Consider the following 26,747-nt stretch of genomic DNA (forward strand, 5'->3'; position numbering starts at 1 on the left):
TTCCCTGAACGCTTTGATTCTCACTCGCAGTGTTGATACGTCAAGCAAATAAAAAATGACTCACATTAAGCGAGCCATTTCTACCGAAAGTTAGAAGTTAATATCCATACCTAACCAGTAACGACGTCCATCTTCAACGTAGCCATATTCTTGATAGGTGATTTTTTCATCGAGTAAATTGTAAATTGCAGCTTTCAAACTTACTTGAGAAGAAAGCGCGTAAGTGATTCCAGTATCGATAAACTGATAAGCGGGTTCAATCAAACTGCTATTTGAAGGCCCAGTCACTGGGTTACTTTCTTTACCACGATAAGTGAATTTCAACCAATTATTTAAACGGTCTGTCGCTTGCCAATCAAGATCTGCACTAAACAGGTGTTTAGGCTGTTGATTTAATGGCATGCCTTGGTATTGACCCGTTTTTTGTTCAGAGTCTGTGAAGGTGTAACTCGCCGTGAAATAAAGCGTTTCTGTTACAGGTACCCCCAAAGTACTTTCCACTCCACGAGTATACGCTTCGTCAACATTAACTCGATAAGTTGGATCAGAACCCCATTGATTTGGACCATCACTACAAACATTACTTGGACAAGCAACACGCGTGATTTTGTCTTTAAAATCATTATGGAAGAAGGTTAGGCTGGCATTTAAGCTGGCGCCATTTTGATACATTACACCCAATTCTTTGTTGAGTGATGTTTCAGGTGTCAGATCCGGGTTACCGTAAATATTGCCGCCACCGCTCACTTGTGCCCAGTTTGGTGTCACTTCTCTTAATTGTGGAGAACGAAAACCTGTCGCAACCCCACCTTTGATAACCCACTCAGGATTTAGTGTCCACACACCATAAGCTCGAGGACTAAAATGTGAACCATAATTTTCATCATGATCAAAACGCCCACCTAAAGTGAGTTTAAAGGACTGAGCAAGCTTCCATTCATCTTCAACAAATATCGCCCATTGCGTATTGTTAATTTGTGTCAAATCCGATGCTTGGTTTGATGTGAAATCTTCCAATTCGGAATGTGAGAATTCCACCCCTGCCGTGACAGTATTATTCGTCAATGGAACGACTAAACTGGATTTCGCCATCGTATTGATAATTTCCATCTCACGGCTTTTATTGTTGCTCACTTCACGCTGCAGGTAACTATCAGAAACACCATACTCACCCCAATTCCCTTGGTGAGATAACGTGACATATGTGCGACGGTATTCATTTAAACTGTCTTCACATTCACCTCTACAACCCGTGGTTGGCACCGACAAACCAACATTGCCGCGACGATCTTGCGCTGACGCACCAACTTCCAGTACCAGCTCATGTTGTTCATTAAATTGATAATTCAGTTTTGATGTTAAACTTTTTAAGCTCTTATCTTGGTAACCATTTTCAATATTATCTTCTTTTCGCTCAATACTTTGACCATACAGTTGCAGAGATAAGTTATCGGCAAGCGGCCCCGTTAAGAAGAAATTAGCACTATTTTGGTCCCCAGAGTCTCTGTTTTCTTGCAGCAAAGTGTCTAATTGAACACTCCCAGACCACTCTTGGTTATCTTTCCGGGTAATGATATTGATAACACCGCCAATAGCGTCAGACCCATACAGTGTCGACATTGGGCCACGTATCACTTCTATACGATCTATCGCTTGCAATGGTGGCATCCAGCCTTGTTCGATACCTGGTCCGTCACTATTAGGGCGAGTTTGGCGAGATGACTGACGCTTTCCGTCCACCAGCATCAAAGTGTAGTTTGAGCTCATACCGCGCAGACTAATATCCGTTTTGTCACCCCCGCCGGTCACTAGCACGCCAGGCACACTGCGCAATGCATCCGTTACATCACGGTAATAGCGTGATTCCAACTCCTCTCGAGTAATAACGCTAATACTTGCTGGAGCTTGAGCCTGCGTTTGCTCAAAACCTGCAGCGGTTACCACCACTTTCTCATGGTGTTGAATATCGTCTGCTAACGCGTGAGATGAGGCGAGCAATCCGAGCGCGGCAATAATTGCGGCATTCAGCGGATTCAGTCTGGACATGTACCACTCCTTAAATGATAATGATTATTAATTTCAGGGGTGAATTATTCATAATTTGAATGATTGAGATAGATAGACAGATGGAATGGTCAGTACCAAAAATGGAACGTCATTGTTATACGATGCCGTTGTTACTTACTAAAGAGGCCATCTACATTATGCATGACTTCAGTGCAATCAAAGCCTTCCACGCACTTTGCCAACACAAAAGCCTAACGGCTGCCGCTAAAGCACTTGAGCAACCTAAATCGACCCTTAGCCGACGGTTAGCATCCTTAGAAAGTGATGTCGGACAAGCCTTAATTGCACGTCAAGGAAACCGCCTCGCTTTAACCAAAGCAGGACAAGTGTTTGCGGTCTACACAGAGCAAATGTTGGAACTGGCTGAAAAAAGTCACGAAGCATTGCAGGAATTCAATAACCAAATTAGTGGTGAGCTTACGCTAGTTGTGCATCCTAATTTGATCCGAGGTTGGATCAGTCAGGTATTAGATGAGTTTATGCAGACACACCCTGAAATAACTATTCGGCTCTACAGCCAATATTTGACTGAAAATGCGCACATAGAACCGGACTTAATCATCTGGATTGGTCCTATTGCGGAGAAAAGTTGGCGACGAGAATTATTGGGCTGTTGGCGATATTCGCCATACGCGTCACCGCATTATTTGCAAAGCAATACTCAGCTCAGTCATCCACAAGAATTGATCAAACACCCTTGGATCGATTTCATCGCATTTCGCCAAGAAGATCTCACACTGCTTCATCCTCACAATGGCAGCTTTATATTACCGGCGCTCTCTAGCCGTTTACAAAGCGACAATTTGGCTATGCAAGCCGATGCCATCGCCAAAGGTAGAGGAATTGGTTTACTACCAACATGGTTTGCCGAAGGGTTTGAAAACGCACATCCAGGCAGTGTCGTTTCTTGTCTACCTGGTTGGGTATCAGAGCCTAGCGAAATTGGTTGCTATTATCCAACTGGTCGCCACCCTCTAAGGTTGCGATTATTTATCGATGCATTGCGTCAAGCTTGCCCTGATGACTGGAAGTGAGCTAAATGATGGCATAAAAAAGCCCCGCTTATCACAAGCGGGGCTCTGTTTATTGTATGCCTAAAGTCAATTAAGCAAGCAGCTCATTTGCTGTTTTCACTACGTTTTCAGTGGTGAAGCCAAACATCTCGAACAACTGATCAGCAGGCGCTGACTCACCAAAGGTGGTCATACCGATGATCTTGCCGCCAAAGCCAACGTACTTGTACCAGAAATCCGCAATGCCTGCTTCAATCGCGATACGTTTAGTCACGTCTGCTGGCAATACGGCTTCGCGGTAAGCGGCATCTTGCTTATCGAATGCATCAGTTGCAGGCATTGAAACCACGCGTACTTTCTTACCTTCTGCGGTTAGTTGCTCTGCAGCTTTCACTGCAAGTTCAACTTCTGAACCAGTCGCGATTAGGATGAGCTCAGGCTTACCCTCGCTGTCTTTCAGGATGTAACCACCCTTAGCGATATTTGCCACTTGCTCAGCAGTACGTTCTTGCTGTGCTAGGTTTTGACGAGAGAAGATAAGCGCTGACGGGCCATCTTTACGCTCAATCGCCAGTTTCCATGCTACCGCAGATTCCACTTGGTCACATGGACGCCATGTGCTCATGTTTGGCGTTAAACGCAGTGAAGCGATTTGCTCAACTGGTTGGTGCGTTGGGCCATCTTCACCCAAACCGATAGAGTCGTGCGTGTACACTTGAATGTTCTGAATTTTCATCAGAGCGGCCATGCGCATTGCATTACGTGCGTATTCCATAAACATTAGGAACGTCGCGCCGTAAGGAACGAAACCGCCATGAAGCGCAATACCGTTCATGATGGCAGTCATACCGAATTCACGCACACCGTAGTGAATGTAGTTACCTGAGAAATCTTCCGCCGTCAGCGATTTAGAACCAGACCACATAGTAAGGTTAGAAGGTGCTAAGTCAGCAGAGCCGCCCATAAATTCTGGTAGCATTGCACCAAAGGCTTCAAGCGCATTTTGTGACGCTTTACGTGATGCAATATTGGCAGGGTTAGCTTGCAAGTCGGCAATAATTGCGCTGGCTTTTTCTTCCCACTGCGCTGGTAAATCACCATTTAAACGACGTTTCAGTTCTGCCGCTTCCGCTGGATATGCCGCAGCGTATGCTTTAAATTTGTCGTTCCAAGCGGATTCTTTTGCTTGACCTTCTTCTTTTGCATCCCACTGTGCATAAATATCAGCAGGAATTTCAAACGGTCCGTGTTCCCAACCTAGGAATTCACGAGCCGCTTTAATTTCTTCCGCACCAAGAGGCGCGCCATGACAGTCATGTGAACCCGCTTTATTTGGAGAACCAAAACCGATAATCGTTTTAGTACAAATCAAAGTTGGGCGACCAGTTTCAGCCTTCGCCGCTTCAATTGCCGCATTAATAGCTTCAGCATCGTGGCCATCAACCGCAGGAATAACGTGCCAACCATACGCTTCAAAACGTTTAGGTGTATCGTCAGAGAACCAACCTTCAACGTGACCATCAATAGAAATGCCGTTGTCATCCCAGAAAGCAACCAGCTTGCCAAGACCTAACGTACCCGCTAAAGAACAAGCTTCATGAGAAATACCTTCCATCAAGCAGCCATCACCCATGAATACATAAGTGAAGTGGTCGACGATGTCGTGGCCTTCTTTATTAAATTGTGCGGCTAGTGCTTTCTCTGCCATCGCCATACCAACCGCGTTGGTAATGCCCTGGCCTAGTGGACCTGTAGTCGTTTCAACACCCGGTGCATAACCATATTCTGGGTGACCTGGGGTTTTTGAATGCAGTTGACGGAAGTTTTTCAGATCATCAATCGATAACTCGTAACCGCTTAGATGCAGCAAAGAGTAAATCAACATTGAGCCATGGCCGTTGGAAAGAACGAAACGGTCGCGGTCTGCCCATTGTGGGTTTTGTGGGTTGTGATTTAGGTGAGAACGCCAAAGTACTTCAGCGATATCAGCCATCCCCATTGGTGCGCCTGGGTGACCAGAGTTGGCTTGTTGAACACCATCCATGCTAAGAGCGCGGATTGCATTGGCTAGTTCTTTATTAGAAAGAAGGTTACGGGAAGACATGTCTGCTCCTGAGTGCATTAAGCGAATTCAAAGTAACGAAATTGGGCTGAAAACAGCGCGGCTATTCTCTCAAAGCACTTTTATCACTGCAAACGTTTTACTGAGGAAATCCGGCTGTTTGTGGCTTATTTTTAGGATATTAACCCAAATTCAAAAATTTTTGAGCAAACCTAAGCAATCGTTTGGCTTTCAGATCAGAAAAAAATTACTTGTAATTCGACCATTCAAAACTAGAATAGACGTCTAGATGTAGAAACACCTACATAAATTAATGAATTGAGGTGGTAAGTTGCTAGCGACTTGCCACCGACCAACTACTTAAATTGGAGCTCTCATGGCTAAGCACCTGTTTACTTCTGAATCCGTATCAGAAGGTCATCCAGATAAAATTGCAGACCAAATCTCTGACGCTGTCCTTGACGCCATCTTAGAACAAGATCCAAAAGCTCGTGTTGCTTGTGAAACTTACGTGAAAACAGGCATGGTGATGGTTGGTGGCGAAGTGACCACTTCAGCATGGGTTGATATTGAAGAATTAACTCGTCAAACAGTACGTGAAATCGGTTATGTGCACTCAGACATGGGTTTCGATGCAAACTCATGCGCCGTATTGAATACTATCGGTAAGCAGTCTCCAGACATCAACCAAGGTGTTGATAAAGCCGATCCTAAAGAGCAAGGCGCCGGTGACCAAGGTATCATGTTTGGTTACGCAACTAACGAAACTGAAATCCTAATGCCAGCACCGATTACCTACTCTCACCGTCTGGTACAAAGACAAGCAGAAGTTCGTAAAAACGGTACTCTTCCTTGGTTGCGCCCTGATGCAAAATCTCAGGTTACTTTCCAATATGACCAAGGAAAAATCGTTGGTATTGATGCAGTCGTTCTTTCAACTCAACACTGTGATTCTATCTCTACACCAGACCTACGCGAAGCGGTAATGGAAGAGATCATCAAACCAGTATTGCCAGCAGAGTGGATCAGCAAAGAAACCAAATTCTTTATTAACCCAACCGGCCGTTTTGTTATCGGTGGCCCAATGGGTGACTGTGGTTTGACTGGTCGTAAGATCATTGTTGACACCTACGGCGGCGCAGCGCGTCACGGTGGTGGTGCATTCTCTGGTAAAGATCCATCAAAAGTAGACCGTAGTGCAGCATACGCAGCACGTTATGTAGCGAAAAACATCGTCGCTGCAGGCCTTGCTGACCGTTGTGAAATTCAACTTTCTTATGCAATTGGTGTTGCTGATCCAACATCTATCATGGTTGAAACATTTGGTACTGAAAAAGTTTCTGAAGAGATCATTATCGAAGCAGTACGTCAACACTTCGACCTACGCCCATACGGCCTACAAGAAATGTTGAACCTACTACAACCAATCTACAAGAAAACTGCCGCTTACGGCCACTTTGGTCGTGAAGAATTCCCTTGGGAAGCAACAGATAAAGCCGTTATTCTTCGTGAATTCGCTGGCTTGAAATAAGCAACTGCAGTGTAGATGAAAAATACACAAGCCCTTACTTTTTAGTAAGGGCTTTTTAGGAATAAATACGTGCAAAACTTTGAGTTACATTACCGCGCTCAAGCAAAAGTTAAACAATGTATTGATATCGCATCCGACCATTTTCGACATCCCTTTCCTTTGCCAACATTAAATTACCAACTCAGAGGCAAAGTCGCTGGAAAAGCTTACTTACAACGTTGGGAAATTCGCTTAAATCCCATTTTATTTGCAGAAAACGCACAAGCTTTTTTAGATGAAGTGATCGCACATGAAATCGCTCACCTCATTACTTATCGACGCTATGGTCGAGTCCGTCCACATGGAAAAGAGTGGCAGAGTGTGATGAATCAAGTCTTTCATTTACCCGCCAATACCACTCATCGGTTTGAAGTCTCTTCTGTGCAAGGCAAAACCTTTGAATATCGCTGCGACTGTACTCGCTATCCTCTGACTATTCGTCGCCATAACAAAGTGTTGCGCCATCAAGCCACTTATCGCTGCCAACAATGTTCGCAAACTCTGACCTTTACAGGCGTACAGCTTTCTTAAATTAGTGTTCTATTCGCTGCTTTTCGTGATGACCATCCCCGAAAATTAACGATAAAAACATCATTTATAATTCCTCATCCTGAGTGTTAGACTGAGAAAAACCATACTTATATCAGTCTAAATTATGTCGTATTTTCGTTTATTGTCTGTCGCAGGACTCTTAGCATTACTCTCGTTTAGTGCACTATCAGCACCACCCTCTTCATTTTCTAAAGCAAAGAAAGAAGCATTGAAGATCTATCAAGATCATCCAATTAGTTTTTATTGTGGCTGTGACATTGAATGGCAAGGCCGTAAAGGTACACCAGACTTACAAGCTTGTGGTTATCAAGTACGTAAACAACAAACCCGCGCCAGCCGCATTGAATGGGAGCATGTGGTTCCTGCTTGGCAATTTGGTCACCAGCGTCAATGCTGGCAAAATGGCGGGCGTAAAAATTGCACTAAGAATGATACCGCTTTTCGTTCTATGGAGGCGGATCTACACAACTTAACCCCCGCGATCGGAGAAGTTAACGGTGATCGCTCAAACTACAATTTCAGTCAATGGAATGGAGTGGATGGTGAAACCTATGGTCGCTGTGAAATGCAGGTCAATTTTAAGCAGCGTAAAGTCATGCCACCGGATAGAGCGCGCGGGTCGATTGCTCGTACCTACTTGTACATGAGCCAAGAATATGGTTTTCAGCTATCAAAACAACAAACTCAGCTAATGCAAGCATGGAATCGCCAATATCCGGCAGATTCATGGGAATGTAAGCGTGACCAACGCATTGCTAAAGTACAAGGCAACCACAACCCATTTGTTCAAAAGCAATGTGGTTCATAATCCGTTGAAACGTTTAATCTTGATGGCTGAAACTCATTCTTGCCCCTTGTTTTTTCAGCTAAAAGCATCCATGTTAGTGGCTATTCAATGTCAGGCAGGAAGTTACCATGCGCATCCCTAGAATTTATCACCCGACCCCAATTTCGCAGCTCGGCACCATCGCGTTAAGTGATGACGCGGCTGGACATATTGGCCGAGTGTTACGCATGCAAGTTGGTCAAGAAGTGCTGCTATTTGATGGCAGTGGCGCTGAATTTCCAGCAACTATCAGCGAAGTGACGAAAAAAGGCGTGTTAGTCGAAGTAGCAGAACGCGTAGAGAGTAGCTGTGAATCACCATTAAACTTGCACCTTGGACAAGTCATCTCTCGTGGTGACAAAATGGAATTCACCATCCAAAAATCGGTTGAGTTGGGGGTGAATACTATTACACCACTGATTTCTGAACGTTGCGGCGTTAAACTTGATGCTAAACGATTCGAGAAAAAACTCGAACAGTGGCAGAAAATTGCGATCAGTGCCTGTGAGCAATGTGGCCGCAACACCGTTCCGGTGATTCGTCCTATCATGCAGCTAGAAGCTTGGTGTGCAGAACAAAGTGATGCATTAAAACTTAACCTGCATCCAAGAGCTAAATATTCAATTAACACCTTGCCAGAGCCTGTCACTAAAGTACGTTTATTGATTGGCCCTGAAGGCGGATTATCGGCACAAGAGATCCGCATGACGGAAGAATATCAATTTGAAGAAACCCTGTTAGGCCCACGCGTGCTTCGCACTGAAACGGCTGCCTTAACTGCAATTACTGCCCTTCAAGTTCGTTTCGGCGACCTTGGCTAACCGGAGAAAATCAATGATTAAACTTGGTATCGTAATGGATCCCATTGCATCCATTAATATTAAAAAAGATTCCAGCTTTGCCATGTTGCTTGAAGCACAGCGCCGTGGTTATGAAATCCACTATATGGAAATGAATGATCTACACTTAGATCAAGGCGTCGCAGTCGCCGATACAAAAATCGTCGAACTGAAAGAAGATCCAAATGGCTGGTATGAATTTAAATCACAACAAACCATTAAATTAGCCGAACTTGATGCAGTATTGATGCGTAAAGATCCTCCGTTTGATACCGAGTACATCTACGCCACCTACATTTTAGAGCGCGCAGAAGACGAAGGCACTTTAATCGTTAACAAACCACAAAGCTTACGTGACTGTAATGAAAAGCTATTTACTGCATGGTTCCCAGAACTGACACCAACCACAATTGTTACGCGTAAAGCAGAGAAAATTAAAGCCTTCCGCGAGCAGCATGGTGATGTGATCTTAAAACCACTTGATGGAATGGGCGGCGCTTCAATATTCCGAGTCAAAGAAGGTGATCCTAACGTCTCGGTGATCATTGAAACATTGACCAACCACGGTCAAAACTACTGCATGGCGCAAACCTTCGTGCCAGACATCAGTAATGGCGACAAACGTATTTTGGTAGTTGATGGTGAACCAATGCCTTACTGCCTTGCTCGTATCCCAGCGAAAGGTGAAACACGCGGTAACCTAGCTGCTGGTGGTCGTGGTGAAGCTCGTCCACTGAGCGAAACCGATATTAAAATTGCGCAGACAATCGCTCCAACACTGAAAGAAAAAGGCTTAATTTTTGTAGGTCTTGACGTTATTGGCGACAAGCTAACTGAGATAAATGTGACAAGCCCAACCTGTATTCGTGAGATTGAGGCGGCATTTGATATCTCAATTACCGGTAAGTTGATGGATGCTATCGAGCGTCGTATCAACAAGTAACGTTTAATAGGGTAAGTCATTACACTATTACTCGCGGAAGGGTTGGAGGCAGTATGAATCTTACAAATCATTTTTTAGTCGCCATGCCAAGTATGCAAGATCCTTACTTCAAGCACAGTGTCATTTATATCTGTGAACATAATGAAGAAGGGGCGATGGGGCTAATGATCAATGCACCGATAGATATCACTGTCGGGGGCATGTTAAAGCAGGTCAACATCGAACCAAGTTATCCGCAGATCCAAGTGGATAGCCTGAAAATGCCGGTCTTAAATGGTGGACCGGTTGCAGAAGATCGCGGGTTTATTTTGCATCGCCCGAAAGATCATTATGAGTCGAGTATTCGCATGAGTGATGACCTTGCCGTTACCACTTCGAAGGATATTCTGTCTGTACTAGGTACTGATGCTGAACCAAGTAACTATCTGGTTGCCTTGGGCTATTCTGGTTGGGAACCGGGTCAGCTAGAACTGGAACTTTCAGAAAACTCATGGCTGACCATTGAAGCAGACCCAGAGGTCATCTTTAATACGCCAATCCATGATAAATGGAGCCAAGCGATTAAAAAACTCGGTATCGACCCGATACAGCTGTCTGGCCTGGCTGGACACGCGTAAACCGATCAAGAACGTAATTATGACTTCAAGAACCATTATGGCTTTTGACTTTGGCACCAAAAGTATTGGCAGTGCCATTGGTCAAGAGGTAACAGGAACGGCTTCACCGTTGAAGGCTTTTAAGGCCAATGACGGCATCCCTAATTGGGATGACATAGAAAAATTGATCAAAGAGTGGCAGCCCAACTTACTCGTAGTTGGGCTGCCTACTGATCTGCATGGCAAAGCACTAGAAACCATCACGCCGAGAGCGAAAAAATTTGCTCAACGTCTACAAGGTCGTTATGGCTTGCCAGTTGAAATGCACGATGAACGCCTATCGACCAGAGAAGCTCGCGCCGACTTATTTGAGATGGGTGGCTACAAAGCGCTTAGTAAAGGAAATGTTGACTGCCAATCGGCGGTCGTCATATTAGAAAGTTGGTTTGAGGCGCAGTGGGGCGAATAATCGCACCACTTTCCAATACCTAATCCCAAACTAGTTTTGGGATTTTTCTTTTTACAATAGCTAAAAGTTAATCCATATCAATCTGAACATTATCTAATGAGCCAGATCCATAACGGTCACCGCGTTTGGCTTTGAGCATCAAACGTAAATCATTGGCTGAATCGGCACTATGAAGTGCGTCTTGCTCGCTGATCTTGCCATCAATCACTAGTTGGTAAAGCGCTTGATCAAATGTCTGCATACCTACCTGTTGTGATTTCCCCATGGTGGCTTTCAGTTCGTGCAGTTCACCGCGGCGGATCAAATCAGAAACGCGCGGACTATTGAGTAGGATCTCAAACACACCATGTCGCCCTTGTCCGTTTTTATCGCGGATCAACTGCTGGCCAATCACCCCTTTCAGGTTCATCGACAGATCAAACAAAAGCTGATCTTTTTGCTCTTGAGGAACCAAATGAAGAATTCGCTCTAACGCTTGGTTGGCATTATTAGCGTGTAACGTTGCCATGCATAAATGGCCCGTTTCAGCAAAGGTCATCGCATACTGCATGGTTTCTCGAGAACGTATTTCGCCAATCAAAATCATATCAGGCGCCTGTCGAAGTGAATTCTTCAGCGCCACCTCGTAGCTTTCGGTATCTAACCCAACTTCACGCTGCGTGACGATGCAGCGTTGATGCTCATGCACAAACTCGATCGGATCTTCCACCGTTAAAATATGCCCGGTTCGATGCGTATTGCGATAGCCCGTCATCGCCGCCATTGTGGTCGATTTACCCGACCCCGTAGCTCCAACCACAAGTACTAAGCCACGCTTTGCAATCGACAGATCCTGTAAAACGCCTGGTAACTTTAGGTCATCAAAGGTCGGAATATTGGTTTCAATGCGGCGGATCACCGCTCCCGGTAATTCACGCTGAAAAAAGGCGCTGACACGAAAACGCCCAAAATCACGCACAACCGCGAAGTTAGCTTCATGAGTGAGCTTAAACTCTTCACGACGTTCGCTATCCATCATTGCATCAAGTAAATCCATCACTTGTGAAATGGTTAGCTTTTCACCTTGCGCTCTCAATTCGCCATCAACTCGAAACAAAATCGGGGCACCGACCGTAATATAAAGGTCCGATGCTTTTTGACTTAACATGCCCTCAAGGCATTGATTTAATTCCATGGGCTGTCTCTTAGAACGGAGATGAATTCAATTCTAACTTTGCTTGCACTTCTTCAGCGTCAACCATGCCTTGAGCAATAAGCTGTTTCGCATTTTGTTCCATGGTTTGCATCCCATGAGCCGCCCCAGTTTGAATAATGGAAAACATCTGAGCAACTTTGTCTTCGCGAATCAAGTTACGAATGGCAGGCGTCCCCAACATAATTTCATGGCAAGCAACCCGGCCACCACCGATTCGTTTGAGCAGTTTTTGCGCTATCACAGCACGTAATGACTCTGACAACATAGAGCGCACCATCTCTTTATCGCTACCGGGAAACACGTCAATAATTCGGTCAATGGTTTTTGCCGCAGAGCTAGTGTGCAAAGTACCAAACACCAAATGGCCAGTTTCCGCTGCGGTTAACGCTAAACTGATCGTTTCTTGGTCACGCAATTCACCTACTAAAATAACGTCTGGGTCTTCACGCAGAGCGGAGCGCAAAGCCGCCTTGAAACTGTGTGTATCACGGTGTACTTCTCGCTGATTGACCAAACATTTATTGTTGTTATGTACGAATTCAATGGGGTCTTCAATCGTTAAAATATGCTTGTTGTGATGGGTATTAATGTAGTCGACCATCGCCGCCAAAGTCGTTGACTTACCTGACCCTGTTGGCCCGGTCACCAGTACTAGCCCCTTTTCGTAGTTGGCAATTTTGCTGAAAATCTCTGGCGTTTGCAGCTCTGCTAATGTCGGAATCGTAGTTGGTATCGTGCGAAAAACCGCAGAGCAGCCACGAGATTGATGAAAAGCGTTGACACGAAAACGCCCAACATCAGGTAACTCAAACGAAAAATCGACTTCCAATTTCTCTTCAAATTCACTACGTTGAGCATCGTTCATGATCTCAAAAATCAAACGATGTACGTCTGCATGAGTAAAAGCTGGCACTCCAAGCTTTCTTACTTCACCATCTATACGTACCATAGGTGGAACACCAGCAGAAAGATGTAGATCCGACGCGTTGTGCTTTACACTAAAATCCAGTAGCTCAGCGATATCCATTTAATTTCCTTAGTAAAGTCAGGCTATGAGTAGTATTCAACAAAACATTGAACAGATCACTTCACAAATTGAAAGTACACAACAAAAGTGTGGACGCGCTCTAGACAGAGTGCAACTTTTAGCGGTCAGTAAAACCAAACCTGTCGAAGCTATTCTAGCCGCAGCGCAAGCTGGGCAGACTGTGTTTGGAGAAAATTACGTGCAAGAAGGGGTCGATAAGGTGCAATATTTTGCTGCACAACACCCTGAACTGGCCTTGGAATGGCATTTTATTGGCCCGATTCAATCCAATAAATCACGCTTAGTCGCTGAAAACTTTAGCTGGGTGCACACGGTAGATAGAAACAAAATTGCACAACGTTTAAATGACCAACGCCCATCAGCTATGCCGCCACTACAGGTGTTAATTCAGGTTAATACTAGTGGTGAAAGCTCAAAATCAGGTATTTCTGAACAAGAAATATTTGAATTGGCAGAGTTGATATCCTCTCTTCCCAACCTCACTTTAAGAGGGTTAATGTCAATTCCTGAAAATGTCACAGACCATGCTTCTCAACTGGCAGCATTCCAAAAACTAGCCACGTTAAAAGCACAATTGTCTGAACATTTTGCAGGGTTAGATACGCTATCGATGGGCATGAGTGGTGACATGGAAGCTGCGATTGAAGCGGGTAGCACAATGGTACGGATCGGTACCGCTATTTTTGGCGCACGCGATTACGGTCAAGCGTAACGAGCGCACCAACCACAAGTTAGGAATCTTTTAATGGAACACAGAAATATCGCTTTTATCGGTGCGGGGAATATGGCGAAGGCCATCATTGCAGGCTTGGTTGCCAGCGGTTATCCGGCTAATAAAATCACCGCGACCGCACCGTCAAAGACACGACGTAAGCCGCTTGAAGCCGATTATGGCATTCAAACCACCAGCGACAACTTGAGTGCGGCGCAACAAGCCGATGTCGTCGTGCTGTCGGTGAAACCACAACTGATGGCTAGCGTTTGTGAACCATTACAAGTGATCGACTTTTCTAACAAATTGGTTATCTCGATTGCCGCTGGTATTTCGATTTCACGCCTGAATGAGATGCTAACCAGTGATTTGAACATCGTGCGCGTTATGCCGAACACACCATCATTGGTCAATCGTGGTATGAGTGGCTTATTTGCAGCACCACGAGTTTCTATGCAAGATAAAACTTTTACCGCTGAGTTGATGCAAGCGGTTGGCGAAGTATGTTGGGTAGAACAAGAGTCGGGTATTAACGGAGTAATCGCCGCTGCAGGTAGTGCGCCGGCCTATTTTTTCTTGTTTATGGAAGCGATGCAAACCGAAGCAATTGCACAAGGTTTTGACCAAGCGACCGCTCGTTTGTTGGTTCAGCAAGCCGCACTAGGTGCCGCAGAAATGGTGGTAGCGAATCAAGATATTGAGCTATCCACACTGCGTGAACAAGTGACCTCCAAAGGTGGCACTACCGCAGAAGCCATTCGTACTTTTAATGACCACCAGCTGTCAGATATTGTGGCAAAAGCGATGCAAGCAGCCGTCGCACGTGCACAAGAGATGGAAAAACAGTTTTAATCCTAGTGTCGTTTCACTAAGCTATAGCGCAAACGACACACTACTCGTATTAAGGGCCATTTATGAATTCAATGAGTTTTTTGATATCCACCCTGTTTGATCTGTATATCATGGTTGTGATCTTACGTATCTGGCTTCAAGCAGCGCGTGCGGATTTCTATAACCCATTCTCGCAATTTATCGTTAAATCAACACAACCAGTCGTGGGGCCACTGCGCCGCGCAATCCCATCGATTGGCAGTCTTGATTTAGCCACCGTACTGTTTGCTTATGTACTGTGTGTACTTAAATTCGTCGCATTGATCTTAATCGCCTCGGGCGGTTCAGTTAGCTTCAGTGTGGACTTTTTATTCCTAGGCTTACTATCTTTGATTAAAGCGGCGGGCGGTTTACTGTTTTGGGTATTGTTGATCCGAGCTATTTTGAGCTGGGTTAGCCAAGGCCGTAGTCCAATTGAATACGTTTTCCATCAATTGACAGAACCAATGCTGGCGCCTATTCGCCGTATTTTACCTGCAATGGGTGGCTTTGATTTAAGCGTATTAGTGCTCTTTATTGGCCTTCAATTTGCCAACTTCCTGATGGGCGATCTGATTGGCCCAGTGTGGCACCAGTTGTAATGTCAGTTGCCGCTTGGCAAGAGGGCGACGATTTAATTCTCAAGCTCTACATTCAACCTAAAGCAAGCCGCGATAGCATCGTCGGCTTGCATGGTGAGGAGCTGAAAGTCGCCATCACTGCACCTCCGGTCGATGGTAAAGCTAATGCACATTTAACTAAGTTTTTGGCCAAACAATTTAAAGTGGCTAAAAGTTTAATAGAGATTGAAAAGGGAGAATTGGGCCGTCACAAACAAGTCAGAGTCCATTCACCACAAGTGATACCAGCACCTATTGAAGCCATCTTGTGATGGCTTTTTATTTAGTAAACCTGCATGCATAAGGAGCAAACCATGCGCAAATGGATTATCGCCCTACTGATGGCAGTCCTCTCACTGCCCACTCTAGCCGAGCAGTTTAAGACCATTAAAAATGTGGAAGTGCACTACTCCGCCTTTAATTCCACCTTTTTGACACCGCAAGTGGCGCGCAGCTACCAGCTCAAGCGTAATGGCTATTCCGCGATTTTAAACATCAGCGTGCTGGACAACTCATCGTTAGGTAAACCTGCGGTCGAAGCGAAAATTACCGGTTACGCCAAAAACCTCATTGGTAATTTACGTGAGCTAGAATTTAAACAAGTAAAAGAGGGAGATGCAATCTATTACATTGCTCAATTCCCGATCACCAATGAAGAAAATTTGAGTTTCGATATTGATGTTAATACTGGCTTAAAAGGGGCTGGCAAACTTAAATTTTCCCAAAAATTTTATGTCGAAGAATAAAGAGAAACATTGAAGATGAAAAAAATAGTCTTAGCCACCGGCAACCAAGGCAAAGTGCGTGAAATGGCCGATCTCCTCTCTGATTTTGGCTTTGATGTGGTTGCGCAAAGCGAATTCAATGTGTCTGAAGTAGCCGAAACTGGCACCACTTTTATTGAAAATGCGATCATCAAAGCGCGTCATGCCGCTAAAGAAACAGGCTTACCTGCGATCGCTGATGATTCAGGCTTAGAAGTTGATTACCTACAAGGTGCTCCGGGCATTTACTCGGCTCGCTACGCCGGTGAGAAAGCAAGCGACCAACAAAACTTAGAGAAACTATTAGCAGCAATGGATGGTGTGCCAGATGAACAACGCAGCGCACGTTTTCATTGTGTTTTGGTTTTAATGCGCCACGAAAACGACCCAACACCTTTAGTTTGCCATGGCAAATGGGAAGGGCGAATTCTCCATCAAGCACATGGCAGCAATGGTTTTGGCTATGACCCAATCTTCTTTGTACCGGAAGACAATTGTTCCTCAGCGGAACTAGATCCTGTGCGTAAAAAGCAGTTGTCACATCGCGGCAAAGCACTGCAAAAGCTATTTCAAGCCATCAATGAGCAAAAATAATAATGCTGCAACCACCCGCACTTAGCTTGTATGTACACATCCCTTGGTGTGTACAAAAATGCCCATATTGTGACTTTAACTCACACGCGCTAAAAAATGATATTCCCGAGCGTGAATACATTGATGCGTTACTGGAAGATCTCGATACCGACATCGCCAAATATCAACTGGCTGACACCCCTCGCCCACTGCATTCTATTTTTATTGGTGGTGGTACACCAAGCCTGTTTTCCGCACAAGGTATTGCCCGCTTACTGCAAGGCATTGAAGCACGAATCGCGTTTAAACCTGATATTGAAATCACTATGGAAGCGAACCCTGGCACGGTAGAAGCCGAGCGCTTTGTCGGTTACCGACAAGCTGGTGTGACCCGAATATCGATTGGTGTACAAAGCTTTGAGCAACAAAAACTTGAGCGCCTAGGTCGTATCCATGGTCAGCAAGAAGCCGTCAATGCCGCCCACTTAGCTCATCAAATTGGGCTCAATAGCTTTAACCTTGACTTGATGCATGGTTTGCCGGATCAAAGCACTGAACAAGCACTAGCAGATTTAGACAAAGCGATAGAGCTTAACCCTCCGCACTTATCGTGGTATCAGCTAACCATTGAGCCAAATACCATGTTCTACTTCAAACCACCAACGCTACCTGACGATGATGCACTGTGGGATATTTTTGAATTAGGTCATCAAAAATTGGCGGCAGCTGGGTACGTACAATATGAAATTTCAGGCTACAGCAAGCCCGGCTATCAATGTCAGCACAACCTCAATTACTGGCGCTTTGGTGACTATCTCGGTATTGGCTGTGGCGCTCACGGTAAACTGAGTTTTGCTGATGGTCGAATTGTACGCACCACCAAGGTCAAACACCCTCGCGGCTATCTCAACTTACTTAAACCTTATCTGGATAGTGAAATGGAAGTGGCTGACAGTGATCGCCCATTCGAATTTTTCATGAACCGTTTTCGACTGATGGAGCCTTGCCCAAAACAAGATTTTGTCGAAACCACAGGCTTAAGTTTAGATGTCATCAAGCCGACCATTGATTGGGCACTGGCAGAGCAATATTTAAGTGAAAACGCGACACACTGGCAAATCACCGAGAAAGGAAAATTGTTCCTCAATGATTTGTTAGAAGCCTTTATGGCTGATGAAGAGTAACGCTAAGACGCCTCTCATAAGAGGGGCGTCATTAATGTATAAAACGGTTTGTAAACGAAAACAATGTATTAAAAGATAGAGCGGCCAATACGTTCTGCTAATAACTCTAATGCTTTTGTCCCAGCCAGAGAGTTTCCTGAAGGATCGAGCTCTGGAGACCATACAGCAATCGTCATTTCCCCCGGGACAATGGCAACAATACCACCGCCTACGCCAGACTTGCCCGGCATACCCACTCGATAAGCAAACTCTCCCGCTCCATCGTACAAACCACATGTGGCTAGTAGTGCATTAATTTGCTTGCTTTGAGTGGTCGTCACAATCGCTTCCCCCGTCTGTACCGACACACCTTTATTGGCCAGGTAGCTAAAAGTTTTCGCCAACTGGACGCAACTCATTTTTAGTGCACAAGCGTGAAAATAGTTATGAAGAACCGGAATAACCTCGTTGTGAAAATTACCAAAAGAACGCATCAGGTAGGCTATCGCGGCATTACGGTCACTGTGCATCATTTCAGAGGCAGCCACAACTTTGTCGTACACGATACTCTCTTCACCGGATAGCTGGCGCACAAATTCAAGCAAACGTTGTCGAGGCGCAGACAAGCGACTATGCAGCATATCAGCTACCACTATTGCTCCTGCATTGATAAAAGGGTTACGAGGAATACCCTGTTCCATTTCAAGCTGAATCATCGAATTAAACGCTTGGCCTGAGGGCTCTTTGCCAACACGTATCCATAACTCTTCTGGCTTATACAACATCATCGCCAATGTTAAGCTCAGTGCTTTTGAAATCGACTGAATCGAAAAACCTTGGTCTGCATCTCCCGCTTTAATCACTTCGCCTTGGTTGGTATAAACCGCAATCGCCAGTTTTTGATTCGAAACTTTCGCCAACGCAGGAATATAGTTGGCGACCTTGCCGTGACCGATAAGAGGGCGAACCTCATCCAAGATGTCCGCAAGTATTGCTTGTGTCGGTTTCATTGATGACCTTACCTTCGGTGAGAAATGTACTTTCTCTATTTTTATAATGGTGATGTTTTGTAGGGCGCTAAGGCCGAAAAAGCCAACATTACTATAATGTTGGCTTTTATTTAATCGTTTATTGTAGTGAGCATGCTTAGCGGTAATGGATCACGACTAAACGCACTTCATTTGTAGTAGTGATACAAACACGCCTTATGCAATACGCTTGTATTTAATATCCCACACGCCATGACCTAAACGGTGGCCACGCGCTTCAAACTTGGTCAGTGGTCGTTCATCTGGGCGAGGAATATAGTCACCATCGGTTGCAATATTGGTAAAACCTGGCGCTTGGTTCATTATCTCAATCATATGCTCAGCATAATTTTCCCAGTCTGTCGCCATATGGAAGATACCGTCTTCCATTTTTAGTTTTTGACGTACCATTTCAGCAAATTCTAACTGTACGATACGGCGTTTATGGTGGCGCTTTTTATGCCAAGGGTCTGGGAAGAACAGTTGCAAAGTATGCAGGCTGCTCGCTGGGATCATGTGCTCAAAAACTTCAACCGCATCATGACACATTACACGTAAGTTAGTGACACCCGCTTCGCGCGCAGAAGCTAAACACGCACCAACACCAGGACTGTGTACTTCAATACCAAAGAAATTTTTCTCAGGTGCATTTTTAGCCATTTCAACTAATGAGGCACCCATACCAAAACCAATCTCCAACACTACTGGATTGTCATTGCCAAAAACAGCGCTCCAATCAAGTAATTGTGGCTGGTAATCAATACCCATTGTTGGCCAACATTCATTCATCGCAGCTTCTTGGCCTTTAGTTAATCGACCTTCACGACGAACAAAACTACGGATTCTACGTAGGATCTTGCCTTCTTCGGTGTATTCGTTGGTGGTTACTTCACTCATTGATCTTGCCTGCACATTGATTAATCAAAGCGGGGATTATCCAAAGAATCATTCTCGGTGCAAGTGTTATCGAAATAAACTTGCTGGATAAACCCACACAGTTTGTCGGTTTTACAACTCATCATTTATGTGGTGCAATTTTGCCCCACTAAAACTATAAACTAAAGAGCACGTCGTGACACCTTTCGCTAAAGCCATTTTAAAATGGTATGACGCCTATGGGCGCAAACATTTACCGTGGCAACAGAATAAAACCGCTTACAGCGTTTGGCTGTCTGAAATTATGTTGCAGCAAACCCAAGTAACCACGGTGATCCCCTATTTCGAACGCTTTATGCAACGTTTTCCAACCGTGGTTGACTTAGCCAACGCCGAGCAAGACGAAGTTTTGCATCTGTGGACAGGGCTTGGTTATTACGCGCGAGCACGTAACCTTCACAAAGCGGCTCAAATTGTTGCGAGTGAATATGGCGGAGAGTTTCCCCTTGATATAGAGCAAATGAATGCTCTACCGGGTATTGGCCGCTCTACAGCGGCAGCGGTACTCTCTTCGGTTTATAAGCAGCCACACGCTATTTTAGATGGCAATGTAAAACGCACATTAGCGCGCTGTTTTGCTGTAGAAGGCTGGCCGGGACAGAAAAAAGTCGAAAATTTATTGTGGCAATACGCCGAAACCAATACACCCAGTCAAGATGTCGATAGCTACAACCAAGCTATGATGGACATGGGAGCCATGGTTTGTACTCGTAGTAAACCAAAGTGCACGCTCTGCCCAGTTGAATCCTTTTGTATCGCCAATAAACAAGGTAACCCTCTCGATTACCCGGGTAAAAAACCCAAAACAGAAAAACCAACCAAGCAAACTTGGTTCATCATGATCCATCATAATAATCAGGTTTGGTTAGAACAGCGTCCTCAAAGCGGTATTTGGGGGGGGTTATTTTGCTTTCCAGAAAACCCTAATAACGCGATTGAAGATCAACTTGATCACAGGGCAATAAAAGAAAGTACCGTGCGTTCAATTCGTCCTTTGATCGCATTTCGTCATACTTTTAGCCACTACCACTTAGACATTACGCCAATATTGGTTGAACTGTCTCAACAACCCAATATCATCATGGAAGGAAGCAAAGGTCTTTGGTATAACTTATCGCAACCAGAACAAATCGGCTTAGCTGCCCCTGTAAAGCAGCTATTAGAAAGCCTTCCATTTGAAATTAACCCTTAAAAACTTAAGAGGAAGTCATTATGAGCCGCACTGTATTTTGTGCTCGACTAAATAAAGAAGCCGACGGTTTGGATTTTCAACTTTACCCAGGCGAATTGGGTAAACGTATTTTTGATAACATATCAAAAGAAGCATGGGCGCAATGGCAGCATAAACAGACCATGCTAATCAACGAGAAAAAACTCAATATGATGGATCCAGAACATCGTAAGTTGCTCGAAACCGAGATGACCAATTTCCTATTTGAAGGAAAAGAAGTCCACATTGAAGGCTATACGCCTCCAAGCAAATAAAAGTAACCTTATTTATTTCAAGGATAATCAATGACATCATAGTCGACGCTCTGATGTCATTTTTGTATTGGGAACCTAATGAGAAAGCTGACTTACTTTTTTATTGCAATGCTGCTGGCTGGCTGCAGTCGAGAATTCATAGAACGTATTTACGACGTCGACTATGAACCCACCAACCGCTTTGCGAAAAACCTAGCGCAATTACCCGGGCAGTTTGTCAAAGATACCGCTGCTTTAGATGCGTTAATTAGCAGTTTCTCCGGTAACATCGAAAAACGCTGGGGTAGCAAAGAAATTAAAGTTGCAGGTAAAAGCAACTATGTGAAATACATCGATAACTACCTTAGCCGCTCTGAAGTTAACTTTTCTGATGGCACCATTACTGTCGAAACCGTATCCCCGACCGACCCCAAAAAGCATCTGCGTAATGCCATTATCACCACCTTATTGACACCTGATGATCCTGCCCAAGTTGACCTTTTTTCATCACAAAATATTGAACTCAAAGGCCAGCCATTTTTGTACAACCAAGTTCTGGATCAAGACAAACAGCCAATCCAATGGTCTTGGCGCGCTAATCGATACGCTGATTATCTCATTGAAAATCAATTAAAAACGAAAAATGTAGATTTCAAAAAAGCCTATTACGTACAAATTCCGATGGTGGTCGACCACGCATCAAAGCGTAGCTACAAGTACGCGGATATTGTGCACCGAGCATCAAAGAAATATGACATCCCCGAAGATTTGATCTACGCGATCATCAAAACAGAAAGTAGTTTTAACCCTTACGCCGTCAGTTGGGCTAATGCTTACGGCCTAATGCAAGTAGTACCTAAAACAGCAGGCCGAGATGTCTTTTCTTTGGTGAAAAAGAAACCAGGTGAACCTAGCCCTGAGTACCTATTTAACCCAGAAAATAATATTGATACCGGTACAGCCTATTTTTATATCCTCAAAAATCGCTACCTGAAGGACGTAAAGCACCCAACATCGCTCGAATACAGTATGATATCGGCTTATAACGGCGGCACTGGCGGAGTTCTCAACACCTTCAATAAAGACAGAAAACGGGCCATGAATGACTTAAACTCACTGCAACCCAACCAAGTTTACTGGGCGCTCACTAAAAAACATCCCAATTCAGAATCAAGAAGATACTTAGAAAAAGTAACAAAGTTTAAAAAGGAATTTAACACCAGTGGCTAGCAAAGGTGTTTTTGTCTAAATTCGCAGCAAACAAACGGTTTTTTGAAAATATTTTAAAAAAGCAGTTGACGATTGAGAGGAAAATCCGTTTAATAGCGCTCCGTTGCCCGGATAGCTCAGTCGGTAGAGCAGAGGATTGAAAATCCTCGTGTCGGTGGTTCGATTCCGCCTCCGGGCACCACAAATTAAATTGTTGGTGCTTAACTTAAGTAACAGCAAGCAATAAATAAAGTGTGCCGACTTAGCTCAGTAGGTAGAGCAACTGACTTGTAATCAGTAGGTCACCAGTTCGACTCCGGTAGTCGGCACCATTTATTGCCTCGATAGCTCAGTCGGTAGAGCAGAGGATTGAAAATCCTCGTGTCGGTGGTTCGATTCCGCCTCGAGGCACCATTATTTGGTGCAAGTGTTTAATAAAGACATTTACACAAGAATAATTCCCCCTTAGTTCAGTCGGTAGAACGGCGGACTGTTAATCCGTATGTCGCAAGTTCAAGTCTTGCAGGGGGAGCCACTTTAAAAGCCAAGTCGCAAGACTTGGCTTTTTTTGTGCCTATTGTTTCTATCCACAATCCCCCCACCTAATAAGTTTCATGTTGAATTGGACTTTTTTTGAGATAAAAATTTAATCATTGTCATATTTTTGTAATCACCTATTACTGATGTAGGTATATTCCTACTATGATGGTTTCATTATTAAAAGTGATACTTAAAATATCACTTATAAGCCATAAACAGAGTATGAGAGTTAGGCCATGAAACTAAAGACACAAGCTTATTTATTATCAGGAATTATCTTTATAGCATTACTAGCCCTTACTACATCAGGCTTATGGACTCTACGAGTCGCCAGTAACTTAGATAACAAAGCTCGAGTAACAGAGTTATTCAAAAGTGCTTACAGTATTTTAACTGAAGTCGAAAAAATGGAGCAAGAAGGCAAACTTCAAGAGCAGGAAGCGAAAGATCTAGCCACAAGATTACTGCGCAACAACATCTATAAAGATAATGAGTACGTATATGTAGCTGATGAAAATATGACGTTTATCGCCACCCCACTCGACCCACAATTACATGGTACAAGTTTTAATGACTTTAAAGACAGTGATGGCAAAAGTGTTGGAGCTCTAATACAAAAAGTTATTGGCAATCAGTCAGGGAAAATTGTCGAATACACTTGGACACAAACTCAAGCCGATGGCTCTATTGAAGAAAAACTCTCTATTGCAGAAAAAACACCGCACTGGGGCTGGGTTGTCGGCACTGGTATTGGTTTTAATGAAGCCAACGCCCGTTTTTGGTCGACAGCACAATGGCAATTAGCACTCTGTGTTGTTATCGCAGGCATTATTTTATCCATTCTGATTTACTCCATTCATAAAATGCTCACGCTACTTGGTGGTGAACCTAAAGACGTACTCAATGCTGTTCAAGCCGTTGCTAAAGGCAGTATTCAAACAAGTTTTGAGACTAAAGCCTCTGACGGCAGTATCTATCAAGCAGTACAGCAAATGAGTCAATCTTTAGCAAACTTAGTGACAAATTTAGAGTCGTCAATGCATGCTCTGCGTCAAGAACTCGCTCAGGTAGAATCTCGCTCTTCTTCGATTGCTTATCTGACCGAAACTCAACAGCAATCAACGGCAATGATTGCGACCGCAATGACAGAAATGGCATCGTCGGCAAATAATGTGGCCGATTCAGCAAGTGATACGGCGCGCAACACAGACCAAGCCGATAAGCAAAGCCAACACACTCAGCAGTTGATACATAATACCGTCGACAATATCCGAGGCTTAGCAGCTCAACTAGGTACCGCAAGCCAAGCAGTATCAAACTTAGATAACGACGTAAACAACATAGCCAAAGTATTGGATGTGATTGGTGATATTGCCGAGCAAACCAACCTACTCGCTCTCAATGCTGCCATTGAAGCGGCTCGAGCTGGCGAACAAGGACGAGGCTTCGCAGTCGTGGCTGATGAAGTGAGAAACCTCGCGGGGCGCACCCAAACCAGCACGAAAGAGATCCAGCAAATGATCAACAACTTACAGGAAGGCTCTCGTAACGCAATTCAAACAATGCAAGTTTGTGCTGATACTAGTCAAAGCACGGTGACGGAATCTGAAGGTGCCTCTGAAGCGCTACAACAAATTGTGATTGCGTTAGAGTCAATCTCTGAAATGAGCCATCAAATTGCCACAGCAGCGGCAGAACAAACCCAAGTCGGTGATGATATTTCAAAAAGAATTAATATGATCGAAGAAAGTGGTGTACAACTTAGCCAGGTGGTTACTGAAAGTCACAATAGTACTCAAACTTTAACCTCACTCTCTAATGAACTTGAACTGTGGGTGAATAAATTCACCATAAAAAACTAGCTCTCTGTATTACAGCAATAGCTCAGCACACATCATCAAATTCAACAAAAGCATGTTTTCGACGTGCTTTTGTTTTTTCTCCTTTTAATTAAATGGCCTTATTTCATTATCTGATATCCATTTCCCTACATAATCCGCTACCATTTCTTAACCTAAATGGGCAAAAACGAGTCACTAAGTATAGAAAAGCAACAAACGATATTTTTTTTGCATTTTAGTGTTGACGTTAAATGCGAAAAACCTTTTAATACACCCCGTCGCCCGGATAGCTCAGTCGGTAGAGCAGAGGATTGAAAATCCTCGTGTCGGTGGTTCGATTCCGCCTCCGGGCACCACAGTTTCTAAATTGTTGGTGCTCAGCACAGACAATAAAATTAAAGAAAATATGTGCCGACTTAGCTCAGTAGGTAGAGCAACTGACTTGTAATCAGTAGGTCACCAGTTCGACTCCGGTAGTCGGCACCATTCTTTAAAACCTGTTCCCCCTTAGTTCAGTCGGTAGAACGGCGGACTGTTAATCCGTATGTCGCAAGTTCAAGTCTTGCAGGGGGAGCCACTTTTCATCAATGAGCCATAGCTTATTGATTCGGAGCCGACTTAGCTCAGTAGGTAGAGCAACTGACTTGTAATCAGTAGGTCACCAGTTCGATTCCGGTAGTCGGCACCATTCTCTTGATGAGAGATAAAAGCATCAATTCCCCCTTAGTTCAGTCGGTAGAACGGCGGACTGTTAATCCGTATGTCGCAAGTTCAAGTCTTGCAGGGGGAGCCACTTTCCAAAGCCAAGTCGCATGACTTGGCTTTTTTCATATCTGAATCATAAAAAAAAGAGCCAGTATCGACTGACTCTTAAATCTACGACTCAAACCGAGTTTATTTGAAACCTTTTACTTTTTTGATTAGGTCATAAGCATTTTGGATTTGTTGTGATTTTTCTTTCGCAACATTCATCATTTCTGGTGGTAAGCCTTTAGCCATTAGTTTATCTGGATGGTGCTCGTTCATCAGCTTACGATAGGCTCGCTTAATTTCTTTGGAATCCGCACTGTCGTCCACCCCCAAAACATCATAAGCGTCTGACAAGCGATCGCCTTGCGAAGCTTGCTGCCATGAACCTGATTGTTGCTGTCCTTGGTGTCCACCAAAACTACCACCATTTTGCTGAAAGCGGAAAGCCGCTTCTTGCATACGTAAACGTTGCTCTAATTGCGCTGAAGAAAAGCCCAAACCGTTGGCTATTTTGTGCAGTACACTACGTTCACTCGGATGCAGAGAACCATCAGCAAACGCTGCGGATATTTGCAGTTCAAGGAAAAACTGCATCAAATCAAAACGGCCACCGGTTGATAAGCGCACTCGCTCAAGTACCTCATCAAGAGGAAAGTGTGGCTCTTTACCATCACGAAATGCTGCTTGTGCTGCGGCTCTTTGCTCGCCATGCAGATTCATTCGTTCCATCATCGTTGTGGCGAGTTGAATCTCTTCTTTGGTCACCTGCCCTTTGGCTTTGGCTACATGCCCCATTACCGCAAATGCAGCTTTGAAAAACTCTTCTTGTCGCTCACTTTGGCTTGGACCAGAGCCAAATGCGCCAGTTTTAAAACCCGCTTGATTTAAGCGGCGAGCCTTATCAAATTGATGCCCGAGGAATAAACCAAACATTGCGCCAAACGGCCCGCCAAACAAGAAGCCAAAAAAAGCGCCAAGAATTTTGCCAAAAATATGCATTATGTGCTCTCAATCTATGAATTTTTTAGTAGTGAAGCTGTCTGATAGTGCCGGGAGCTTCAATTTCCTTTATGATAGGAAACGTTTTATTTAACATT

General features: G+C 44.3%; 26 protein-coding genes and 9 tRNA genes. 28 read left to right on the top strand and 7 right to left on the bottom strand.

The features are described 5' to 3' along the window. Positions 1-90: 90 nt before the first annotated feature. Positions 91-2,046 (bottom strand): ligand-gated channel protein, encoded by a 1,956-nt coding sequence (locus HGG78_RS03350; protein ID WP_172532085.1) that lies wholly within the window; start codon positions 2,044-2,046, stop codon positions 91-93. 158 nt (positions 2,047-2,204) lie between these two features. Here HGG78_RS03350 and HGG78_RS03355 point away from each other — a divergent pair, with 158 nt between their 5' ends. Next, positions 2,205-3,101 (top strand): LysR family transcriptional regulator, encoded by an 897-nt coding sequence (locus tag HGG78_RS03355; RefSeq protein ID WP_172532130.1) that lies wholly within the window; start codon positions 2,205-2,207, stop codon positions 3,099-3,101. A gap of 70 nt (positions 3,102-3,171) precedes the next feature. Here HGG78_RS03355 and tkt read toward each other — a convergent pair whose 3' ends face one another. After that, on the bottom strand, positions 3,172-5,184 hold the full coding sequence (tkt, locus tag HGG78_RS03360) for a transketolase (protein WP_172532086.1): 2,013 nt from the start codon (positions 5,182-5,184) through the stop codon (positions 3,172-3,174). 334 nt (positions 5,185-5,518) lie between these two features. On the opposite strand from tkt, the gene metK reads away from it, so the two are divergent. From metK to ruvX, 7 genes are all read left to right on the top strand, one after another. After that, positions 5,519-6,673: a methionine adenosyltransferase gene (metK, locus tag HGG78_RS03365; protein WP_172532087.1), complete on the top strand. Its 1,155-nt coding sequence runs from the start codon at positions 5,519-5,521 to the stop codon at positions 6,671-6,673. Between the two features lie 69 nt (positions 6,674-6,742). After that, on the top strand, positions 6,743-7,243 hold the full coding sequence (locus tag HGG78_RS03370) for a SprT family zinc-dependent metalloprotease (RefSeq protein WP_172532088.1): 501 nt from the start codon (positions 6,743-6,745) through the stop codon (positions 7,241-7,243). Between the two features lie 124 nt (positions 7,244-7,367). Further along, positions 7,368-8,072, top strand: coding sequence for an endonuclease (locus tag HGG78_RS03375; RefSeq protein ID WP_172532089.1), 705 nt, complete (start codon positions 7,368-7,370; stop codon positions 8,070-8,072). 107 nt (positions 8,073-8,179) lie between these two features. After that, entirely contained in the window at positions 8,180-8,911 is a 732-nt protein-coding gene (gene rsmE / locus HGG78_RS03380; RefSeq protein WP_172532090.1) for a 16S rRNA (uracil(1498)-N(3))-methyltransferase, read from the top strand. A gap of 13 nt (positions 8,912-8,924) precedes the next feature. Continuing rightward, the gene (gene gshB / locus HGG78_RS03385; protein ID WP_053308733.1) at positions 8,925-9,872 is read left to right on the top strand and encodes a glutathione synthase; all 948 of its coding nucleotides are present in this window, start codon (positions 8,925-8,927) and stop codon (positions 9,870-9,872) included. Between the two features lie 53 nt (positions 9,873-9,925). Beyond that, positions 9,926-10,489 (top strand): YqgE/AlgH family protein, encoded by a 564-nt coding sequence (locus HGG78_RS03390; protein WP_172532091.1) that lies wholly within the window; start codon positions 9,926-9,928, stop codon positions 10,487-10,489. Positions 10,490-10,508: 19 nt separating this feature from the next. Continuing rightward, positions 10,509-10,937, top strand: a complete 429-nt coding sequence (ruvX, locus tag HGG78_RS03395) for a Holliday junction resolvase RuvX (RefSeq protein WP_053308735.1) — start codon at positions 10,509-10,511, stop codon at positions 10,935-10,937. 67 nt (positions 10,938-11,004) lie between these two features. On the opposite strand, the gene HGG78_RS03400 is transcribed toward ruvX, so the two are convergent. Both HGG78_RS03400 and HGG78_RS03405 read right to left on the bottom strand, forming a co-directional pair. Continuing rightward, positions 11,005-12,111, bottom strand: a complete 1,107-nt coding sequence (locus HGG78_RS03400; protein WP_172532092.1) for a PilT/PilU family type 4a pilus ATPase — start codon at positions 12,109-12,111, stop codon at positions 11,005-11,007. A gap of 10 nt (positions 12,112-12,121) precedes the next feature. Beyond that, complete coding sequence (locus tag HGG78_RS03405; protein ID WP_172532093.1) at positions 12,122-13,159, bottom strand: type IV pilus twitching motility protein PilT; 1,038 nt, start codon at positions 13,157-13,159, stop codon at positions 12,122-12,124. Between the two features lie 25 nt (positions 13,160-13,184). Here HGG78_RS03405 and HGG78_RS03410 point away from each other — a divergent pair, with 25 nt between their 5' ends. The 7 genes from HGG78_RS03410 to hemW all read left to right on the top strand — a co-directional run bounded on the left by HGG78_RS03410 (position 13,185) and on the right by hemW (position 17,903). Further along, complete coding sequence (locus HGG78_RS03410; RefSeq protein ID WP_172532094.1) at positions 13,185-13,892, top strand: YggS family pyridoxal phosphate-dependent enzyme; 708 nt, start codon at positions 13,185-13,187, stop codon at positions 13,890-13,892. 33 nt (positions 13,893-13,925) lie between these two features. After that, positions 13,926-14,744 carry a pyrroline-5-carboxylate reductase gene (gene proC / locus HGG78_RS03415; RefSeq protein WP_172532095.1) on the top strand — a complete coding sequence of 273 codons (819 nt, stop codon included), beginning with the start codon at positions 13,926-13,928 and terminating at the stop codon, positions 14,742-14,744. Positions 14,745-14,806: 62 nt separating this feature from the next. Continuing rightward, positions 14,807-15,364, top strand: coding sequence for a YggT family protein (locus HGG78_RS03420; protein WP_053308740.1), 558 nt, complete (start codon positions 14,807-14,809; stop codon positions 15,362-15,364). Continuing rightward, positions 15,364-15,654, top strand: a complete 291-nt coding sequence (gene yggU, locus HGG78_RS03425; RefSeq protein WP_053308741.1) for a DUF167 family protein YggU — start codon at positions 15,364-15,366, stop codon at positions 15,652-15,654. The genes HGG78_RS03420 and yggU overlap by 1 nt, the downstream gene beginning before the upstream one ends. Before the next feature lie 42 nt (positions 15,655-15,696). Then, positions 15,697-16,128 carry a DUF4426 domain-containing protein gene (locus tag HGG78_RS03430; protein ID WP_168523454.1) on the top strand — a complete coding sequence of 144 codons (432 nt, stop codon included), beginning with the start codon at positions 15,697-15,699 and terminating at the stop codon, positions 16,126-16,128. A 15-nt stretch (positions 16,129-16,143) separates the two neighbouring features. Beyond that, the gene (locus tag HGG78_RS03435; RefSeq protein ID WP_172532096.1) at positions 16,144-16,740 is read left to right on the top strand and encodes an XTP/dITP diphosphatase; all 597 of its coding nucleotides are present in this window, start codon (positions 16,144-16,146) and stop codon (positions 16,738-16,740) included. Between the two features lie 2 nt (positions 16,741-16,742). Continuing rightward, positions 16,743-17,903, top strand: a complete 1,161-nt coding sequence (gene hemW / locus HGG78_RS03440) for a radical SAM family heme chaperone HemW (RefSeq protein WP_172532097.1) — start codon at positions 16,743-16,745, stop codon at positions 17,901-17,903. 68 nt (positions 17,904-17,971) lie between these two features. On the opposite strand, the gene glsB is transcribed toward hemW, so the two are convergent. Together glsB and trmB are read right to left on the bottom strand one after the other, a co-directional pair. Further along, positions 17,972-18,892 carry a glutaminase B gene (gene glsB / locus HGG78_RS03445; RefSeq protein ID WP_053308745.1) on the bottom strand — a complete coding sequence of 307 codons (921 nt, stop codon included), beginning with the start codon at positions 18,890-18,892 and terminating at the stop codon, positions 17,972-17,974. Between the two features lie 195 nt (positions 18,893-19,087). After that, complete coding sequence (gene trmB, locus HGG78_RS03450) at positions 19,088-19,807, bottom strand: tRNA (guanosine(46)-N7)-methyltransferase TrmB (RefSeq protein WP_172532098.1); 720 nt, start codon at positions 19,805-19,807, stop codon at positions 19,088-19,090. A 175-nt stretch (positions 19,808-19,982) separates the two neighbouring features. Between trmB and mutY the strand changes: the two genes are divergently transcribed. The 13 genes from mutY to HGG78_RS03515 all read left to right on the top strand — a co-directional run bounded on the left by mutY (position 19,983) and on the right by HGG78_RS03515 (position 25,693). Further along, complete coding sequence (mutY, locus tag HGG78_RS03455; protein ID WP_168523458.1) at positions 19,983-21,038, top strand: A/G-specific adenine glycosylase; 1,056 nt, start codon at positions 19,983-19,985, stop codon at positions 21,036-21,038. Positions 21,039-21,058: 20 nt separating this feature from the next. Continuing rightward, positions 21,059-21,331, top strand: coding sequence for an oxidative damage protection protein (locus HGG78_RS03460; protein ID WP_010320634.1), 273 nt, complete (start codon positions 21,059-21,061; stop codon positions 21,329-21,331). 78 nt (positions 21,332-21,409) lie between these two features. Next, positions 21,410-22,540, top strand: a complete 1,131-nt coding sequence (gene mltC, locus HGG78_RS03465) for a membrane-bound lytic murein transglycosylase MltC (protein WP_172532099.1) — start codon at positions 21,410-21,412, stop codon at positions 22,538-22,540. A 105-nt stretch (positions 22,541-22,645) separates the two neighbouring features. Next, positions 22,646-22,721: transfer RNA gene (locus tag HGG78_RS03470), tRNA-Phe, on the top strand. Positions 22,722-22,775: 54 nt separating this feature from the next. Further along, a tRNA-Thr gene (locus HGG78_RS03475) sits at positions 22,776-22,851 on the top strand. 6 nt (positions 22,852-22,857) lie between these two features. Continuing rightward, positions 22,858-22,933, top strand: a tRNA-Phe gene (locus tag HGG78_RS03480). A gap of 45 nt (positions 22,934-22,978) precedes the next feature. Then, positions 22,979-23,054, top strand: a tRNA-Asn gene (locus HGG78_RS03485). A gap of 241 nt (positions 23,055-23,295) precedes the next feature. Next, complete coding sequence (locus tag HGG78_RS03490; protein ID WP_172532100.1) at positions 23,296-24,921, top strand: methyl-accepting chemotaxis protein; 1,626 nt, start codon at positions 23,296-23,298, stop codon at positions 24,919-24,921. 259 nt (positions 24,922-25,180) lie between these two features. Continuing rightward, positions 25,181-25,256 (top strand) — tRNA-Phe (locus HGG78_RS03495). Positions 25,257-25,310: 54 nt separating this feature from the next. Further along, a tRNA-Thr gene (locus HGG78_RS03500) sits at positions 25,311-25,386 on the top strand. A gap of 15 nt (positions 25,387-25,401) precedes the next feature. After that, positions 25,402-25,477: transfer RNA gene (locus HGG78_RS03505), tRNA-Asn, on the top strand. A gap of 35 nt (positions 25,478-25,512) precedes the next feature. Continuing rightward, positions 25,513-25,588, top strand: a tRNA-Thr gene (locus HGG78_RS03510). A gap of 29 nt (positions 25,589-25,617) precedes the next feature. Next, positions 25,618-25,693, top strand: a tRNA-Asn gene (locus HGG78_RS03515). Between the two features lie 101 nt (positions 25,694-25,794). Here HGG78_RS03515 and djlA read toward each other — a convergent pair. Further along, positions 25,795-26,649, bottom strand: a complete 855-nt coding sequence (gene djlA, locus HGG78_RS03520) for a co-chaperone DjlA (protein ID WP_053308750.1) — start codon at positions 26,647-26,649, stop codon at positions 25,795-25,797. Between the last annotated feature and the right edge of the window lie 98 nt (positions 26,650-26,747).

The organism is Vibrio aestuarianus (genome assembly GCF_012395185.1).
GTDB lineage: Bacteria > Pseudomonadota > Gammaproteobacteria > Enterobacterales > Vibrionaceae > Vibrio > Vibrio aestuarianus.